We start from the raw sequence: 18,190 nt of genomic DNA on the forward strand, positions 1-18,190 counted from the left end.
CGGCATTGTGTATGCGCACTCCGGAAAAAGTACGGGTATAGTAAGAACTATCAGTCAATGTGATGTTGGCTGGTAACACTAAGATGAGTCTTTAATTAATGTTGATACACAAGGTCGATTTAGTCATAGAATAAGATTTATCGAATTGTTTGTCCGCTCCGATATGTATGGAGGAAGCGTGATCTCCGAAGAACTTGAAGTCAGCCTGCACATGGCCTTTGTCGAGGCCCGCACCGCGCGACACGAATTTATTACGGTAGAGCACTTATTGCTCTCCTTGCTCGACAATGCCGCCGCCGCCGAGGTACTGCGCGCCTGCTCCGCCAATATTGATGTCTTGCGACAAGAACTGCGCAAGTTCATTAACGAAAACACGCCGGTGTTTCCGGGCGAAGACGAAGTCGACACTCAACCCACTTTGGGATTTCAGCGGGTCATTCAGCGTGCCATCATGCATGTGTCTTCTGGGAACTCCAATAAGAACACGGTCACGGGCGCGAACGTGCTGGTCGCCATGTATGGCGAAAAAGACTCGCACGCAGTTTATTTTCTGCAACAGCAAGGCGTAACGCGTCTAGATGTCGTTAATTTCTTGTCTCATGGAATAACCAAGGCCAATGAAGAGCCTGCCCCCGAGCCGGCCAAATCTCAAATGTCCGAAGCGGAACCCAAGTCCGACCAGCAAAAATCGCCGCTCGAGCTCTACGCTACCGACCTGAATACCGAAGCGCGCCACGGGCGTATCGACCCGCTCATCGGCCGCGAACACGAAGTCGAACGGGTCATACAGGTGTTATGCCGGCGCCGTAAAAACAACCCCTTGCTCGTCGGCGAAGCCGGGGTGGGAAAAACTGCCATTGCCGAAGGGCTGGCTTGGCGTATTACCAAAGGCGATGTCCCTGAAATCCTTGCTGACGCCGAAGTCTATGCGCTCGACATGGGTGCATTATTAGCCGGCACGAAATATCGGGGCGACTTCGAACAACGGCTCAAGGGTGTGCTCAAGTCGTTGAAAGACAACACGAACGCTATTCTTTTCATTGACGAGATTCATACCCTTATTGGTGCTGGGTCGGCTTCGGGCGGCACGCTCGACGCTTCCAATTTGCTCAAGCCCGCGCTGTCTTCAGGGCAGCTGAAGTGTATGGGTGCCACTACGTATAACGAGTATCGTGGGATTTTTGAAAAAGACCACGCGCTATCGCGCCGCTTCCAAAAAATCGATGTACCCGAACCTACCGTCGAGCAAACGGTTCAAATTCTGCGAGGCTTGAAGGGGCACTTCGAGGCCCACCATGGGGTGCGCTATTCGGCAGCAGCCATTACCGCGGCCGCTGAATTGGCGGCACGCCATATCAACGATCGCTTCCTTCCCGACAAGGCCATCGACGTCATCGACGAAGCCGGAGCAGCGCAGCGTTTGCTTCCGCGTTCAAGGCAAAAGAAAGTCATCGGCAAGGCAGAAGTGCAGGCAACGGTCGCCAAGATCGCTCGCATTCCGCCGCAAAGCGTTTCCAACGACGATCGCAGCAAGCTCGCTATGCTTGAACGCGATCTTAAGACGGTGGTGTTTGGTCAAGACACAGCTATCGAAGCCTTGTCGGCCGCCATAAAAATGGCGCGTTCGGGGCTCGGTCGCCCTGATAAGCCAATCGGTTCCTTCCTGTTCTCCGGTCCTACCGGCGTGGGCAAGACCGAAGTGGCGCGGCAACTGGCTTTTGTATTAGGCATCGAGCTCTTGCGCTTCGATATGTCGGAATACATGGAACGCCATACGGTGTCGCGCCTGATCGGCGCGCCGCCGGGCTATGTCGGGTTTGATCAGGGTGGGCTGCTCACCGAGGCCATCAGTAAGCAGCCACATTGTGTGTTGCTGCTCGATGAAATCGAGAAAGCGCATCCCGATGTGTACAACATCCTTTTGCAAGTCATGGACCACGGCACGCTTACCGATAATAACGGCCGCAAGTCGGACTTCCGTAACGTTATCCTCGTCATGACGACCAATGCGGGCGCCGAGGCACTTAACAAAACCAGTATCGGGTTCGCTACACCAGCCCGTACGGGCGATGAGATGGCCGACATCAAGCGCTTGTTTACGCCCGAGTTCCGCAATCGGCTTGATGCCATCATCAGCTTCACTCCGCTATCGCGCGACATCATCATGCGGGTGGTCGACAAATTTCTTATGCAGCTCGAAGATCAATTACACGAGAAACGAGTCGAGGTCGTGTTCACTCAGGATCTTCGCGAGCATCTCGCCAAAGAGGGCTTTGATCCTGCCATGGGCGCACGTCCTATGCAGCGGCTTATCCAGGACACAATACGCCGCGCCCTGGCCGATGAATTGTTGTTTGGGCGCCTGGCAGATGGCGGGCATGTCGAGGTCGGTCTCGATAAAGACGGTAAAGTCGAACTCATTCTTTCGCAGAAGACTGATAAATCTTCTAAGTCGAACCATGCTTCGCCATCCCATCCGGAACCTGAGCTCGTTGATTGATGGCAGGACGCCGGGTTGTCGCATGTGAGCATTGCGCCACCTTACACGAGCGCATGCCCATTGAATCGGGTGCAATCGCGACCTGCACCCGATGTGGCTACATCTTGTACCGTCAAAGCGGGGTGTCACTCCAGGGCTGGATAGCTCTGGTGGTCGGTGCGCTAGTTATTTTTGCCATTGCCAATTGCTTCCCCATTGCCTGGCTGAAACTGCAAGGACTCACCGTGGACGCGTCTTTGCCCGGAGCTCTGTGGATGACTTGGCAGCAGGGTCACGAAGTGCTGGCCATCATGACGGGACTATTCGGTTTCTGGCTACCACTGACGCAATTATTGTTTTTGTTATGGGCGCTGATGGCGATCCATGCGCGGCGCTTGCCAAGTGATTTCCATTATGGATTGCGGTTTTTTCATTTGGTCGGATCGTGGAGCATGATTCCCGTTCTGATGCTGGGCATTATGGTCGCCATGGTCAAGTTCTCGGGTTTGGCTACCCTTACCATAGGGCCTGCCTTGTGGGCATTCGCAATCCTGACGTTTCTGCTAACAGGTCTTAGTCGGCTCACGGCGCATCGGTTATGGGGCTACGCAGAAGACGCCGGACTGGTGCAGGTTTCCGGGCAGGATGTCTTCTTGGACGACCCCGTGGCGTCTTGCGGGGCTTGCGGGTTCGTTCAAAATATGCCGGGGTCCGGTACGTGTTTCTGTCACCGATGCAATGCGCGAATTCATTTGCGCAGGCCAAATGCTGGATCGCGAGTGTGGGCCCTGGTCATCGCTGCGGCCATCGTCTACATTCCAGCCAATATTCTGCCTGTGATGCGGGTTCGCACGGCCGCAGGTGAAAGCGCCCATACCATTCTCGGCGGCGTTATCGAGCTGTGGCAACTAGGGTCCTGGGATCTCGCTCTGATTGTTTTCGTTGCGAGCGTGGTCGTTCCCTTGACCAAGCTCTTCGCATTGACGGTCCTGATGCTGAACAGGAATTGGCGCGGCCGAGCCATACAGCGACAACGCACGCGCTTATATGAACTTATCGAATTTATCGGTCAGTGGTCAATGCTGGACGTCTTCGTCGTGATCCTGATGTCGGCAATGGCTGACTTCCCCGGTGTCTCACAAGTCATTGCTGGTCCGGGCGCGGCTAGTTTTGGCATGGTCGTTATCCTGACGATGCTCGCCGCCATGAGCTATGATCCACGCCGCGGCTGGGATCAGCAGCCAGCATCACAGCGCTTGCGGACGATACAATCGCCCCCGCATGCGGGTGCTTCGCACACGGTAACCGGCGTAACGCAGTCTTAAGAAGAACCTATGACAGACCACAATACCGATTCAGGAGCCAGCAAGGGGGCATCGAGCGATAGCGACATGCCTAAAAGACCCGCTGCACCGGAATCAACAGCCGGGCTGCGCCAACCTGAAGTCAAGCCACGGCGCGAGACACGGTTTTCATGGATATGGCTTGTGCCGCTGGTGGCCGCCATTGTCGGAGCGTCGCTGTTGGTGCGTAACTGGATGCATACCGGGCCGACCATCACCATCAGCTTCGAGTCCGCGGATGGGCTGGAAGTGGGGCAGACCAAGGTACGATACAAAGACGTCGTTATAGGCTTGGTCACCGACATAAGAGTGGCCTCGGATCGTTCCAGGGTTTTGGTTGACGCAGAGCTTAACCGCGAGGGAGCGACTTATGTAACCCAGGAAGGAGCTCGCTTCTGGGTGGTGCGTCCTCGTCTGGGCATCAGCGGCGTATCGGGTCTGGGCACCTTATTATCGGGCGCCTACATTAGTGTGGATGCGGCCGAATCGAAGAATGGCGATGAACCGGTGTACGAGTTTACCGGCCTGGAGAAACCCCCCGAGATTACCAGCGGGCGTCCTGGAACGCGTTTTACCCTGCTAGCCGCCGATTTGGGTTCCCTGGAAATCGGCTCGCCGGTCTACTACAGGCGTATACAGGTGGGACGCGTCATTGGTTACGATCTTGATGAGGGAGGCAGGGCTGTCGCCATTCAAATTTTCATTGACGGTCCGAACGACAAGTTTGTCACATCGGATACCCGGTTCTGGAACGCGAGCGGCATTAATCTGTCGTTGAACGCTGATGGCTTCAATGTTCAGACGGGTTCGCTTGTGTCCGTCATGGCCGGCGGTATCGCGTTCGCATCGGTGGACGAAGATAACGTTACAGCTGCTGAGCCAGACAGCAGATTCAAGCTCGCTTCTACGCAATCCCAGGCAATGGCCGATCCCGATGGGCCGCCATTTTCCATACAAATGCATTTCCGGCAGTCGATCCGAGGCCTAAAGGTGGGCGCACCTATTGATTTTCGCGGGTTGGAGCTCGGCAGGGTGGTCGATATTGACCTCGAGTTCGATTCGAAAAACAAACAGTTCTATGCGCTGGTCAAAGGCGAGCTTTATCCGATGCGCTTCGGTGCCGCGTACGAAAACCTTGTCAAACAGGACGCGTCTGGGAATACAGGGGCCAGCCTGATGACCATTATGGTCAAGAATGGGCTGCGCGCCCAAATGCGAACTGCGAATCTGCTTACCGGCCAGCAATATGTAGCGCTTGAATTTTTTCCGGATGCCAAACCTGTAGCTTTTAATCGCGACGCCGTGCCACTGATCATGCCGACCATCGCAGGCGACTTTGATCGACTGCAGCAACAGATCAGCAGCATCGTCACGAAAATTGATGCGATCCCGTTCGATGGCATAAGCAATGACCTGCGAGTCAGTCTCAAATCGGTGACCAAACTCGTCGATGGCCTGGATGGAAAGGTAGCCCCGCAAGTGAACGCAATGTTGAAGGCTGCCCAGAAGTCATTAGGTAGCATCGACAAACTGCTTGCCGAAGGCTCGCCTATGAATGACAACATGGATCGTACCCTGCGCGAAATTAGTACCGCGGCAAAATCGTTACGCGCCTTGGCGGACTATTTACAAACCCATCCCACGGCGCTATTACGGGGCCCTTCCCGTGATGTTCTTTCTGTCACCCCTTAGGAAACCCCATGCAGCTTGGCAGGTTTTTTTGTATCGTAACGCTAGGTGGGATCTTGGCGGCCTGCGCCACGGCTCCTGTCCAGTATTACACGCTGGCTACGCCTTCGGCCTCCCAGCCGGTCGCGTTGCACACCAAAGCGGCGCCGCAGTACGCCATCAGCGTTCAACCGGTCGGTCTCCCAGAGCAGGTGGATCGTCCTCAAATCGTGATAAGTGACCCGGCGGCCGCCCAAGTCATCCCTTTGAATGGATCCCTTTGGGCGTCTCCTTTGTCTGACGAAATTCGTAATGCCTTATCAAATGAATTGACTCGTAGCCTAGGCGTTTTGGACATTGCAAGCGGAAGCCCTGACACCCTGCCAGTCTGGAGGGTCGATATGCAGGTTCAACGGTTCGAGTCGCTTTATAATCAGCATGCGGTCTTGGAAGCGACTTGGCGTTTAACGCCGGTTAACCAGGCGAATCAGAAGACCAAGATTTGCCGAGGTCAGACGGAAGTTGCGGTTGAGCCCGGTATGTCGGCCATGGTCGTTGGACACCAATTGGCGCTTCGCCGTCTGGCGACGATAATTGCTGATCAGTTATCTGGCCGGCCCGTTACGAAAGACGTGAATGTTGAAATGAAGGGTTGTACCTTTTAGAGCTCAGAACAGCCAAGGGTTAACCATAGTGCAAAGAAGGGTGCAACCTCTTTAATATCTGTGACCGTGCTTCACACAGACGAAATGGTAGACGCTGCGTTATCCAGCGCGCATTTCCCGAAACGGCTTACAAGGTATCGCGATGGCTACGACTACATTGGGTGTCAAAGTTGACGAGACGCTGCGCGAGCGGCTCAAGGTTGTGGCGAATCAGTTGGGTTGTACGCCCCATTGGTTGCACAAACAAGCGGTTCTCGCCTATGTCGATGCGATCGAGCGGGGGCATTTGCCCGCCGAAATCTCTCACTTCGTCCCTTCGGACGGCGAATCGCCCGCAGAAGACGCTTTCGTGTCCGAGCATGCCTTGCCTTTTTACGATTTTGCGCAAGATATTCAGCCCCAGTCCGTGCTGCGTGCGGCTATTACTTCAGCCTACCGACGGCCCGAGCCGGAATGCGTGCCGATGCTCATCGGTCTTGCACGGACGGCGCAACCGGAAGAAGTGCAAGCGCTGGCGCGCCGTCTCGTGGAAGCCCTTCGCGGAAAGCGCAAAGGCGGTGGCGTTGAAGCCTTGATTCAAGAGTTTTCATTGTCGAGTCAGGAAGGTGTCGCCTTGATGTGTCTCGCCGAGGCTCTGCTACGCATTCCTGATCGCGCGACTCGCGACGCCCTGATACGCGACAAAATTAGTCACGGTGATTGGCGCTCCCACATGGGGGAATCTCCATCTCTGTTCGTTAATGCGGCAACATGGGGGCTGATGCTGACTGGCAAGCTGGTCAGCGTGAACAGCGAACATTCCTTGTCCAAAGCTCTGACGCGTTTGATTGGCAAAGGTGGTGAACCCCTGATCCGCAAAGGCGTGAATATCGCCATGCGCATGATGGGCGAACAGTTCGTCGCCGGGCAGACAATCTCTGCCGCCTTGGCCAACAGCCGCAAGCTTGAAGAGAAAGGCTTTCGGTATTCATACGATATGCTGGGCGAAGCGGCAACTACCGCGGACGACGCCGAGCGATATTACGTCTCTTATGAACAGGCGATTCACGCCATCGGTAAGGCTGCACAAGGCCGTGGCATCTACGAAGGACCGGGAATCTCGATCAAGCTTTCTGCCTTGCATCCTCGCTATTCGCGGGCGCAGCGGGAGCGGGTCATGGCTGAACTTTTGCCACGCATGACGGCCTTGGCCAAATTGGCCCGCCGCTACGACATAGGGTTAAATATCGATGCAGAAGAAGCAGATCGCCTTGAAATTTCACTGGATCTGCTCGAGGCCTTGTGTTTCGATCCTGAGCTTGCGGGCTGGAATGGCATTGGGTTCGTCATTCAGGCCTACCAAAAGCGCGCGCCTTTTGTTATTGACTATGTCATAGATCTCGCTCAGCGCAGTGGACATCGATTAATGGTGCGGCTGGTGAAAGGGGCCTACTGGGATTCCGAGATCAAGCGCGCACAAATTGATGGATTAGAGGGTTATCCCGTCTATACACGCAAGCTTTACACCGATGTTTCGTATCTGGCGAGTGCCCGTAAATTGCTCAACGCAGCCCAAGCGGTGTACCCGCAGTTTGCCACCCATAACGCCCATACGCTCGCCGCTATTTACTATATGGCCGGACATAATTATTACCCGGGCCAGTATGAATTCCAGTGTCTGCACGGTATGGGTGAACCCTTGTACGACGAAGTGACAGGCCCGCTCGCCCAGGGCAAACTGAATCGCCCTTGTCGAATTTATGCCCCAGTGGGTACGCATGAAACGCTGCTCGCCTATCTGGTACGGCGTCTATTGGAAAACGGAGCCAATACGTCGTTCGTAAACCAGATCGGGGACGAAACGATTCCTGTCGATATTTTGATCGCGGATCCGGTTCAGTCCGCTCTTCGTATACAGCCATTGGGAGCGCCCCACGACAAGATTCCCTTGCCACGTCAGCTGTACCAGCAGGTGGACGGCCGTGTAAATTCAGCGGGACTGGATCTCTCCAACGAACACCGCCTAGGCTCTTTATCGGCGGCCCTTCTTAATAGCGTTGACCACGTGTGGCGCGCAGCGCCAATGCTCGGCACGAACGATATCGCCTGGGATGACGTCCGGGCCAAGGCCGTGCGAAACCCAGCTGACCATCGCGACGTGGTGGGGCATGTAATAGAAGCGGACCAGAATGACGTGGAAAATGCCTTGGCAGTGGCGCTGCATGCGGCACCGATCTGGCAAGCCACACCGGTGGCCGAGCGCGCGCAATGTCTTATCCGGGCTGCGCAATTGCTGGAAGACGAAATGCAGCCCTTGTTGGGCTTGATCGTTCGCGAGGCAGGCAAGTCGCTTTCAAACGCCATCGCCGAGGTCCGGGAAGCGGTCGATTTCTTGCGCTATTATGCGGCCCAAATCCAGCAATCATTTTCCAATGACACGCATAGGCCCCTTGGGCCAGTGCTATGTATCAGTCCTTGGAATTTTCCCCTGGCCATTTTTACCGGGCAGGTGGCGGCCGCGCTGGCGGCGGGCAATCCGGTACTCGCCAAACCGGCGGAACAAACCAGTTTGATAGCGGCGGTGGCGGTATCCATTCTGCGCCGTGCTGGTGTGCCTGCGGGGGCGGTTCAGCTACTGCCCGGCCAGGGCGACACGGTAGGCAGGGCCCTCGTAGCCAGTTCGAGCGTGCGTGGGGTGATGTTCACCGGCTCCACCGATGTCGCCCATTCTATCTCGCGAACACTCGCTGAGCGCCTCGATAATGCGGGCCATCCCGTTCCGCTTATCGCCGAAACCGGTGGCCAGAACGCGATGATCGTAGACTCTTCGGCACTGGCCGAGCAAGTGGTATTCGATGTCTTGACCTCGGCCTTCGATTCGGCAGGGCAGCGTTGTTCGGCGCTGCGGCTTCTGTGCGTCCAGGAAGACTGCGCCGATCACATCCTGACCATGTTGCGCGGTGCCATGAAAGAGCTGCGCGTGGGCAGGACCGATATCTTGTCAGCCGATGTCGGACCCGTCATTGATCACGAAGCGCAGGCTAGTATCAGTTCGCATATTCATGCCATGCGCGATGCAGGACATGCAGTTGAGCAGCTTACTCTGGATGGGCACTGTCAGCATGGTTCATTTGTTCCTCCGACGATTATCGAGATTACCGATGCCGCTGCGTTGACCAAAGAAATATTCGGCCCTGTCTTGCATGTGTTGCGCTACCAACGCGACGATCTGGATCGCTTGGTCGATTCGATTAATGCAACGGGCTACGGTTTGACATTCGGCGTTCATACACGCCTGGACGAGACCGTCTCCCGCGTATCGGAACGAATCCATGCAGGCAATATTTATGTGAACCGCAATATTGTGGGTGCGGTCGTCGGAGTGCAGCCATTTGGGGGAGAAGGGCTATCGGGTACCGGCCCGAAGGCCGGGGGACCTTTATATTTGTTGCGCTTGCTGGCCCAACGGCCACCGGGCCTACCAGCTTGGTGCAATACCGATAGTGATCAGACGCCTACGCTGGTACTGCAAGGTCCCACCGGTGAAAGTAACGCCTATCACCTTAAGCCTCGGGGCACCGTGTTATGCATTGCGGCGACTGTAGTGGGCGCCACCGTTCAATATGACGCGTGTCGGCGCACCGGCAATCGCATGACATTGATCGATACACTGGCAGGGCGGGATTTCATCGCCTCGCTTAGTGCCGCTGAGCAAAAAACGATTCAGTTGGCGGGGCCTGATGAAGTGGAGCGGGGCGACTACCAAGCGGTATTGTTCGAGGGCGATAGCGATGCCTTGCGCGACGTAAACCGAGCGGTTGCCGCGCGTCCGGGAGCGATTATTTCGGTACAAGGCTTAAGCAGCGACGAACTGGCTGCCGGTGGCACATATCATCCAGAGCGGCTTTTTCGTGAAGTTTCGGTAAGTGTGAACACGGCAGCCGCAGGCGGGAATGCCAGCTTGATGATGGTCGGCTAAGCTCCTGATAAGAAGACATATTGCGTATCTTTAAGGGTTACAACCAATTAGAATCGGGTTGCACTTTTGGTTTAATTCCGGTGTTACTCGCGCTCGAGGCAATTCGCTTTCTTATATATCGGAGATAGACATGCAGTCCATTAAGGGATTCAAGCTTCTGGCAGCAACGGCCTCCGTCATGGCAGGCTTCGCAGTTGGTGCGGCGCACGCCGCTGAAACGGTCGTTAAGTTGGGTTTTGCCGCGCCGCTAACGGGGCCGCAATCGCATTATGGCGAGGACATGAGAAACGGCCTCACGCTCGCTCTCGAAGAGGCTAACAAACAGAACATTCAGCTAGATGGTAAGACTGCCAAATTTGAACTGATTGCGCGCGACGACCAAGCCGACCCGCGTATTGCTGTGCAAGTCGCACAACAAATTGTCGATGATGGCGTACAAGGTGTACTGGGCCATTTCAATTCGGGCACGACCATCCCGGCATCGAGCGTTTATAACGGCGCTGGACTGCCACAAATTGCCATGGCTACTTCCCCTGAATATACCGCCCAAGGTTACAACACGACGTTTCGCATGATGACCAGCGACACACAACAAGGGGCTGCGGTCGGCGAATTCATGGTCAAGGATCTCGGCGCCAAGACTGTGGCCTTAATCGACGACCGTACCGCCTATGGGCAAGGTCTGGCTGATCAGGTGGCCAAAGCCGTCGAGGCAGCGGGCGGCAAGGTTATCGCACGAGAATACACCACCGACAAGGCCAATGATTTCACCTCGATCCTGACCAATATCAAGGCCAAGGCACCGGCGGCTATTTTCTTCGGCGGCCTCGATGCCCAATCTGGTCCTATGCGCCGACAAATGGCGACGCTGGATATCAAGTCGCCCTTCGTTTCCGGCGAAATGACGCGAAGCGATACGTTTCTGAAACTGGCCGGCGATGCGGCCAACGGCGCATATGCCTCCCTCGCCGGCGTGCCGCTCAAGCAGATGGCAGCCGGCGAAAAATTTGAAGCCGATTACAAGGCGCGCTTCAAGACTAACCCTGGGGTTTATGCACCGTATGCTTATGACGGCGCCTGGAACATGATCACCGCGATGAAACAAGCAGGGTCCGCAAAGCCTGACGCTTATCTGCCCAAACTAGCCTCATTGTCGCGTGCCGGCGCGACCAGCGAGAACATCGCTTATGACAACAAAGGCGACCTGAAGGAAATATCGGTAACGATCTACGAGGTCAAGAATGGTAAATGGGAAATGGTTAAAACCATGATCAGCAAGGCCAACTAAGGAAAACTCATCTTTAGTTTTCCCGGGCCGGCTGTTGCCGGCCCTATCTCTCGAGTCATAGAGCATGGATATCCTCGTACAACAGCTGATCAACGGCATCACGGTGGGAAGCGTCTACGCTTTGGTTGCCCTCGGCTACACCATGGTTTATGGCATCATCGGCCTCATCAACTTTGCTCATGGCGACGTCGTCATGGTTGGGGCGATGGTCGCAACCACCATTGTGGTCACGCTTATCGGCGCAGAGCCGGGCAGTATCTCGGCCTGGCTCGCCATTGTCATTGCCTTGCTCGTTTCGATTCCGGTGTGCATGGTCTTAGGATGGCTGGCCGAACGCTTTGCCTATCGGCCATTGCGCCGTGCGCCCCGCCTGGCGGCGTTGATCACGGCCATTGGTGTTTCGATCATCATCCAGAACATTGCAATGATGGTTTGGGGTCGCAACTATCTCAGTTTTCCCCACATTATTGAGCCCATCATTTTCCCGATAGGTGGTGCGCGCATCAGCCTGCTTCAAGTCATTATTATTCTAACGGCCACTGCGATCATGGCTGGGCTGTTGTTAGTCGTGCACCGCACCCGTCTGGGTACTGCCATGCGCGCCACCGCACAAAACCGCGAAATAGCGGGTTTGATGGGTGTCAATATCAATACTGTCATTGCCGCGGCCTTTCTCATTGGTTCAGCACTTGCCGCAGTCGCGGGAGTCATGGTCACGACCTATTACGGCGTGGCGCAATACACCATGGGCTTCCTGTTGGGACTGAAAGCCTTCACGGCCGCGGTGCTTGGTGGAATCGGTAACCTGGGCGGCGCCATGTTGGGCGGTTTGCTGCTCGGCGTCATCGAATCGCTTGGTGCAGGCTATATCGGCGACCTCACCAATGGTGTTTTTGGCAGCAATTACCAAGACGTCTTCTCGTTTATTGTGTTGATAATGGTGCTGGTGTTCCGCCCATCTGGTTTACTGGGTGAACGGGTAGGAGACCGCGCATGAGCCTTTCCGCTGCTCGCTCTGATGTGTCGTTGAATGTCTGGCTCGGCATCGCCCTTTTCGGGACGGTTCTGGCAGTGCTTCCCTTTGTACTGGGAATGGTCGGGCAAAGCTGGGTGCGCACGATCAATTTTGCCTTGCTCTATGTCATGCTGGCATTGGGGCTGAATATTGTTGTTGGCTTTGCGGGTTTACTCGACCTTGGGTACATCGCATTTTATGCCGTCGGCGCCTACGTATGGGCGCTGTTGGCGTCGCCGCATTTCGGTTTGCATTTGCCATTCTGGGTAGTGTTGCCCGCCGGGGTGATGTTGGCTGCTTTCTTTGGCACGATCCTGGGCGCACCGACCCTTAAATTGCGTGGCGACTACCTTGCCATCGTGACCTTGGGTTTTGGCGAAATTGTACGTATTTTCATGAACAACTTGAATGCGCCCATCAATATCACCAATGGTCCGCAGGGCATCAATCGTATTGACACCTTTTCGGCGGGTGGCTTTTATTTCGGCCGGACCCAGGAAATTCTCGGGTTTCGTATAACCGGCCCCGAGAAATACTATTACCTGCTACTCCTGCTGACGATCATCATCGTTGTTATCTGCGCTCGGCTGCAAAACTCACGCATTGGGCGGGCCTGGGAGGCCGTGCGGGAAGATGAAATCGCCGCCAAGGCGATGGGTATCAATACCCGTAATATCAAGCTGCTGGCCTTCTCCATGGGTGCTAGCTTTGGCGGGGTCGCTGGCGCGATGTTCGCGTCGATGCAAGGCTTCGTCAGCCCTGAAAGCTTCAGCCTGACTGAGTCCATTACGGTGCTATGCATGGTGGTACTCGGAGGCATGGGACACATTCCCGGCGTCATATTGGGCGCTATCCTGCTTTCGGTATTCCCGGAACTTTTGCGCGCCGCAGTAGTGCCCTTGCAAAAAACGTTATTCGGGGACGTTATTCTCGACCCCGAAGGTATACGCATGCTGTTGTTTGGTTTTGCCCTGGTGCTGGTTATGATCTTCCGCCCAGCTGGGCTGTGGCCCTCCGCCGTGCGGCATCGCGAGCTTACCAGTAAGGTCAAGGGGGGGCAGGCATGATTTCCGCCGCGGTAAATTCCGATTCCCGTTCAATGCCGGAACTATTACTGGTAGCCAATAAGCTAAATAAACGCTTTGGTGGCTTGCACGCTTTGTCTGACGTCAGCTTTTCAATTTGCAAAGGCGATATCTACGGTCTTATAGGGCCCAATGGTGCCGGGAAGACAACCCTTTTCAACGTCCTGACCAGCCTGTATGTACCTGAGTCCGGCACATGCAATTTCATGGGCCATCAGCTTACCCGGCTAAAGCCTCATCAAATCGCTATTGTCGGCCTTGCCCGAACATTCCAGAATATTCGATTGTTTACCAATCTTAGTGCGATCGAAAACGTCATGATAGGCCGGCACATACGAACCAAGGCCGGCTTATGGGGCGCTATCACGCGCAATAAACGGACACGTGCTGAAGAAACGTCCATTGAGCAACGGGCGCAAGAACTTCTTGATTATGTCGGCATCGGCCACCGCGCTAACGATGTTGCGCAGTCTTTGCCTTACGGGGATCAGCGCCGCCTTGAAATCGCGCGGGCTTTGGCCACCGACCCAAGGCTGCTGGCCCTGGACGAACCGGCGGCGGGCATGAACGCCTCCGAGACAATGGTGCTGCGCCGCCTGATCGAAAAGATTCGGAATGACGGCGTTACCGTCCTTCTTATCGAGCATGACATGAAGCTGGTCATGGGTTTGTGCAACCGGGTATTGGTGCTGGACTATGGGAAAGTGCTGGCTGAAGGGAAGCCGGCCGACGTGCAACGCAATCCCAAGGTGATAGAGGCCTATCTGGGCGCGGGTGCAGCGGCACAGACCACTGCAAAAGTGCCATCTGGCATGTCGGATCTGAAACCCGGGGAGGTCCAATGAGCACCGGCGACAATTTACTTGAAATACGAAAGCTGGAAGTCACTTACGGCGGCATACGTGCAGTCCGTTCGATCGATTTGGCCGTCGGCCAAGGCGAGCTGGTCAGCTTGATCGGGGCGAACGGCGCTGGAAAAAGCACTACGTTGCGGGCTATTTGCAGTCTTGTCCCGATTGCTGCGGGCGAAATTCTTTATGACGGGAAATCGATCGCCGGTACGCCTTCTTACATGCTCGTGCGCAATGGCCTAGTCATGGTGCCCGAAGGGCGCGGAATTTTTGGCCAGCTGACGATAGAAGAAAATCTTCTGATGGGTGGTTACAGTCGTAAAGACACTGCAGCCATCCAGCAAGATACCGAACACGTCTTCACACTGTTTCCTCGACTGGCAGAGCGGCGCCGTCAGTCGGCAGGTACTTTGTCAGGAGGCGAGCAGCAAATGCTTGCCATGGGTCGCGCCATGATCTCGCGTCCACGTCTCTTGTTGCTCGACGAGCCATCGATGGGGCTAGCTCCGTTAATGGTCGAAAAGGTTTTCGAGGTAATACGCACCGTTGCTTCGCAGGGCGTGACGATTTTGTTGATAGAACAAAATGCCAAGCTGGCGTTGGAAACGAGCAATCGGGGCTATGTGATGGAGTCCGGCCAGCTTATTCTACAAGGGCCGTCGAGTCAGTTGCTCGACGACCCGAAGGTGCGTGCCGCATACCTTGGCGAGGAAGAGGGCGCTTCGGCGTGAATCGCTTTGCTGCGGGGGCCGATAACCTTCGGTCAAGCCCGTCCTGTGCTGCCAAAGCCATTGGCGCCCCGCTCTGTCTGAGTGGAGAACTCGTCGACATAGCGCAGTGCAACCTGAACCACCGGCTGAAACATCAACTGAGCAATTCGGTCACCCGGCTGAACTTCGAAAGGCTCATTTCCGAAATTTGCCAAGATGACACCAATCTCGCCATGGTAGTCCGCGTCCACGACGCCAGGAGCGTTTAAAACGGCCACTTGATGCTTGAGCGCTAACCCCGAACGCGAGGCAACCAGGGCAACCAACGACGGGTCCATCATGTTGATAGCCAGGCCGGTTTTGATGAGGGCGTTCTTGCCAGGAGCGATAGTGATGGGCGCCTCGATACAGGCACGGAGATCCATGGCTGCCGAGCCGGCGGTCGCATAGGTCGGCAAGTCAATCTTGTCGCCCAACAACGGGTTAACGATACGGGTTTCAATGCTACGAAACATGTTTGTTCCTCAAAAAAATGTTAGCTGGAACTCTGTATAGCTTCTGAGAACTTAGCTCTCGACTTCTATTGAAGCCGACGATATAGGCAACGACATCATATGCTTTATCCACAGCTATCTTTTGCTTGACGCTACAACGGCAAGGCCGCATGGACGGACAATTGAGAATCTGAATCGGCCAGACTTTTATAGACAGTTCGTTGCCTCAGAAAAGTGTTGCCGTTCGTAGTTTACCGGCGAAAGGTTCGCGGCATGACCATGCCGACGAATCGGGTTGTAGAACATTTCGTTGTAGTCAAAGATATTCTGGCGTGCCAGCTCCCGGGTTTTATAGATTTGCGTTTAATGCGTTCGCGTTTGAGCAATTGGAAAAAAGCTTTCTGCCACCGCATTGTCATGACAGTTGCCTCGACGGCTCATACTCGGTTGTAAATTATGGGTAGCCAGAAACGCTGCCCATTCGTAGCTCGTAAATTGGCTGCCCTGGTCGGAATGCACCATGACGCTTTGCTTGGGCTTGCGCCGCCACACTGCCGCCAACAAGGCTTGCAAAACCAAGTCTTTGCTCATGCGCGAATCCATCGACCAACCTACGACTTGGCGAGAGAACAAGTCGACAACAACCGCCAAATACAACCAGCCTTCGTACGTGCGGATGTACGTAATATCAGTCACCCAGGCGATGTTAGGTGCGGCGACATCGAATTGACGGTCAAGGATAGTGGCTGCCACGTTATGCGGCGCGCCACCATAAAAGCCCGGTCGACGACGGTACCCGACCTGAGCACGCCAGCCGCGGCTGCGCATCAAACGCGCAACGCGATGACGGCTACAGGATTCGCCGAAGGCGCGTAAATCATGATTGACCTTGCGGTATCCATACACCCGCCCGCTCTCTAGCCAGGAAGGCTTCACCAAGGCCGACAACCGTTGGTCTTCATGATAGCGCTGACTATGAGCGTTACGCCTCAAGGCGTAATAACCGCTGGGGGTGAATTTCCAGAACGTCGCAAAGCCGGCGCACAGGATATTGAGTCGAATATTGCTGGATAAACGCGTACTTTAGCCGGACTCCTTGGCAAAGTACGCGGCGGCCTTTTTTAAGATGTCTCGCTCTTCTGTGAGTCGTTTCACCTCGGACCGCAATCGCCGCAACTCGACGGCTTCGTTCGATTCTTGCTGGCGTTGTTCGGCAGGCTTGCCGTACCGCTTCACCCATGCATACAGGCTGTGGGTCGAAACTCCCTGGCGCGATACTCTAGATTGCAGCAGTCCTCAAATCGGCAGACAATGAAAAATTAATTCTGATAGCGTCTGAGCCAGGATCACGTACCTAACTGCTAAAGAAAATAGTCGCGAGGCCTAAACGGAAATAGTGCTCCTCCTCCTTCCTCCTATTACCTGTATAGCAAAACGCATCGAGGGTTGAACAATAAACTGGCATTTGATTTTTTCGTGTTTGTCCTTGGCAGGCCTAACTGTTGCGATCGCCTTTTTCGCGGTCAGGGAGGGCTACAGGGAACGCGAAGAACCGGTGCGGCCAAAATCGAGATTGAGAAAGCCTATCGCGCTAGACAACTGTAATGGACTGCCTGTGGGGGTCCCATTCAGAGACAATCCGCGGTGCCCAGATAGCAGTAAATTTTCATATCCTCAATTTAGGAGGTTAGTCATGAAAGGACGTGCCACTATTCTCGCCACAATATTAAGCTTGGCGGTCGTTGCCCAAACGGCGGTAGCAGCAGAACCTTTTCTTCCTGCCGGATTCCAGACGCGCATGATCGCAACGCCGGATGGAGCGAATATCTTTGTTCGATCAGGCGGTAAAGGCCCTGCTGTCGTGCTCATCCATGGATTTGGCGATACCGGTGACATGTGGGGGCCACTTGCACAAGAGTTGGCTAAGACACATACCGTGATCGTGCCCGATTTACGAGGAATGGGTAAATCCTCGCAACCGGCCGGGGGGTATGACAAGAAATCACAGGCGGGCGATATACGGGCGGTTATAACTACGCTTGGACAAGACCATTCCGCTGTGGTCGGTCACGACATTGGCACCATGGTGGCCTATGCTTATGCGGTGCAATACCCGGACAAAGTGGATAAGTTGGTTGTGATGGACGCGCCCATCCCCGGTGTTGCACCGTGGGATCAGATTATTCTGAGCCCACCGCTGTGGCACTTTAACTTTGGCGGCCCTAACGCCGAGCGTCTGGTGGCCGGACGGGAGCGTATTTATCTTGACCGCTTCTGGAACGAATTTGCGGGTGATCCTTCCAAGATTGACGAAGCAACGCGGGGCTATTACTCAAAACAATATGCACAGCCAGGTGCTATGCGCGCCGCCTTTGCTCAATTTAACGCAATCGCCATCAAAGATGTTGCGGACAACCGAGTTTCGTCACAGACCAAACTCACCATGCCTGTGCTTGCCATCGGCGGCGAAAAATCCTTTGGCGCAACCATGGCTGTGGTGATGCGAAACGCGGCCACCAGCGTCCAGGAAGCCGTTGTACCTAAGGCGGGTCATTGGCTCATGGAGGAAAGTCCTGATGCGACCATCACCCTCGTCCGAGATTTTCTCGATAGCGGTCAATAGCTGTTAATTAG

General features: G+C 55.1%; 12 protein-coding genes and 1 pseudogene. 11 read left to right on the forward strand and 2 right to left on the reverse strand.

The features are described from left to right. The first annotated feature begins 178 nt into the window (after positions 1–178). From clpA to EKL30_RS01750, 10 genes are all read left to right on the forward strand, one after another. Positions 179–2,500 carry an ATP-dependent Clp protease ATP-binding subunit ClpA gene (gene clpA, locus EKL30_RS01705; RefSeq protein WP_126705456.1) on the forward strand — a complete coding sequence of 774 codons (2,322 nt, stop codon included), beginning with the start codon at positions 179–181 and terminating at the stop codon, positions 2,498–2,500. Then, the gene (locus EKL30_RS01710) at positions 2,500–3,804 is read left to right on the forward strand and encodes a paraquat-inducible protein A (protein ID WP_126705457.1); all 1,305 of its coding nucleotides are present in this window, start codon (positions 2,500–2,502) and stop codon (positions 3,802–3,804) included. The genes clpA and EKL30_RS01710 overlap by 1 nt, the downstream gene beginning before the upstream one ends. Positions 3,805–3,813: 9 nt before the next feature. Next, on the forward strand, positions 3,814–5,514 hold the full coding sequence (locus tag EKL30_RS01715; protein WP_370246202.1) for an intermembrane transport protein PqiB: 1,701 nt from the start codon (positions 3,814–3,816) through the stop codon (positions 5,512–5,514). 8 nt (positions 5,515–5,522) lie between these two features. Then, a complete protein-coding gene (locus EKL30_RS01720; RefSeq protein WP_126705458.1) occupies positions 5,523–6,155 on the forward strand; it encodes a membrane integrity-associated transporter subunit PqiC in 633 nt (210 codons plus the stop codon). A 142-nt stretch (positions 6,156–6,297) separates the two neighbouring features. Then, the gene (putA, locus tag EKL30_RS01725; protein WP_126705459.1) at positions 6,298–10,113 is read left to right on the forward strand and encodes a trifunctional transcriptional regulator/proline dehydrogenase/L-glutamate gamma-semialdehyde dehydrogenase; all 3,816 of its coding nucleotides are present in this window, start codon (positions 6,298–6,300) and stop codon (positions 10,111–10,113) included. Positions 10,114–10,243: 130 nt separating this feature from the next. After that, positions 10,244–11,401, forward strand: a complete 1,158-nt coding sequence (locus EKL30_RS01730) for a branched-chain amino acid ABC transporter substrate-binding protein (RefSeq protein WP_126705460.1) — start codon at positions 10,244–10,246, stop codon at positions 11,399–11,401. A 64-nt stretch (positions 11,402–11,465) separates the two neighbouring features. Further along, on the forward strand, positions 11,466–12,398 hold the full coding sequence (locus EKL30_RS01735; RefSeq protein ID WP_126705461.1) for a branched-chain amino acid ABC transporter permease: 933 nt from the start codon (positions 11,466–11,468) through the stop codon (positions 12,396–12,398). Beyond that, entirely contained in the window at positions 12,395–13,483 is a 1,089-nt protein-coding gene (locus EKL30_RS01740; RefSeq protein WP_126705462.1) for an ABC transporter ATP-binding protein, read from the forward strand. The genes EKL30_RS01735 and EKL30_RS01740 overlap by 4 nt, the downstream gene beginning before the upstream one ends. Further along, entirely contained in the window at positions 13,480–14,346 is an 867-nt protein-coding gene (locus tag EKL30_RS01745; RefSeq protein ID WP_199748452.1) for an ABC transporter ATP-binding protein, read from the forward strand. The genes EKL30_RS01740 and EKL30_RS01745 overlap by 4 nt, the downstream gene beginning before the upstream one ends. After that, on the forward strand, positions 14,343–15,083 hold the full coding sequence (locus tag EKL30_RS01750) for an ABC transporter ATP-binding protein (protein WP_126705463.1): 741 nt from the start codon (positions 14,343–14,345) through the stop codon (positions 15,081–15,083). Before EKL30_RS01745 ends, EKL30_RS01750 begins: the two co-directional genes overlap by 4 nt. Positions 15,084–15,115: 32 nt before the next feature. Here the strand turns inward: EKL30_RS01750 and dut are convergent, their stop codons facing one another. Both dut and EKL30_RS19055 read right to left on the reverse strand, forming a co-directional pair. Further along, positions 15,116–15,577, reverse strand: a complete 462-nt coding sequence (dut, locus tag EKL30_RS01755; RefSeq protein WP_126705464.1) for a dUTP diphosphatase — start codon at positions 15,575–15,577, stop codon at positions 15,116–15,118. A gap of 186 nt (positions 15,578–15,763) precedes the next feature. Further along, positions 15,764–16,828 (reverse strand): annotated as a pseudogene (locus EKL30_RS19055) (IS3 family transposase); the annotation flags it as partial. Positions 16,829–17,249: 421 nt separating this feature from the next. Here EKL30_RS19055 and EKL30_RS01770 point away from each other — a divergent pair. Then, positions 17,250–18,179, forward strand: a complete 930-nt coding sequence (locus tag EKL30_RS01770) for an alpha/beta fold hydrolase (RefSeq protein WP_126705466.1) — start codon at positions 17,250–17,252, stop codon at positions 18,177–18,179. Positions 18,180–18,190: the final 11 nt, after the last annotated feature.

This window comes from Candidimonas sp. SYP-B2681, from assembly GCF_003971065.1.
Classification (GTDB): domain Bacteria; phylum Pseudomonadota; class Gammaproteobacteria; order Burkholderiales; family Burkholderiaceae_B; genus Pollutimonas.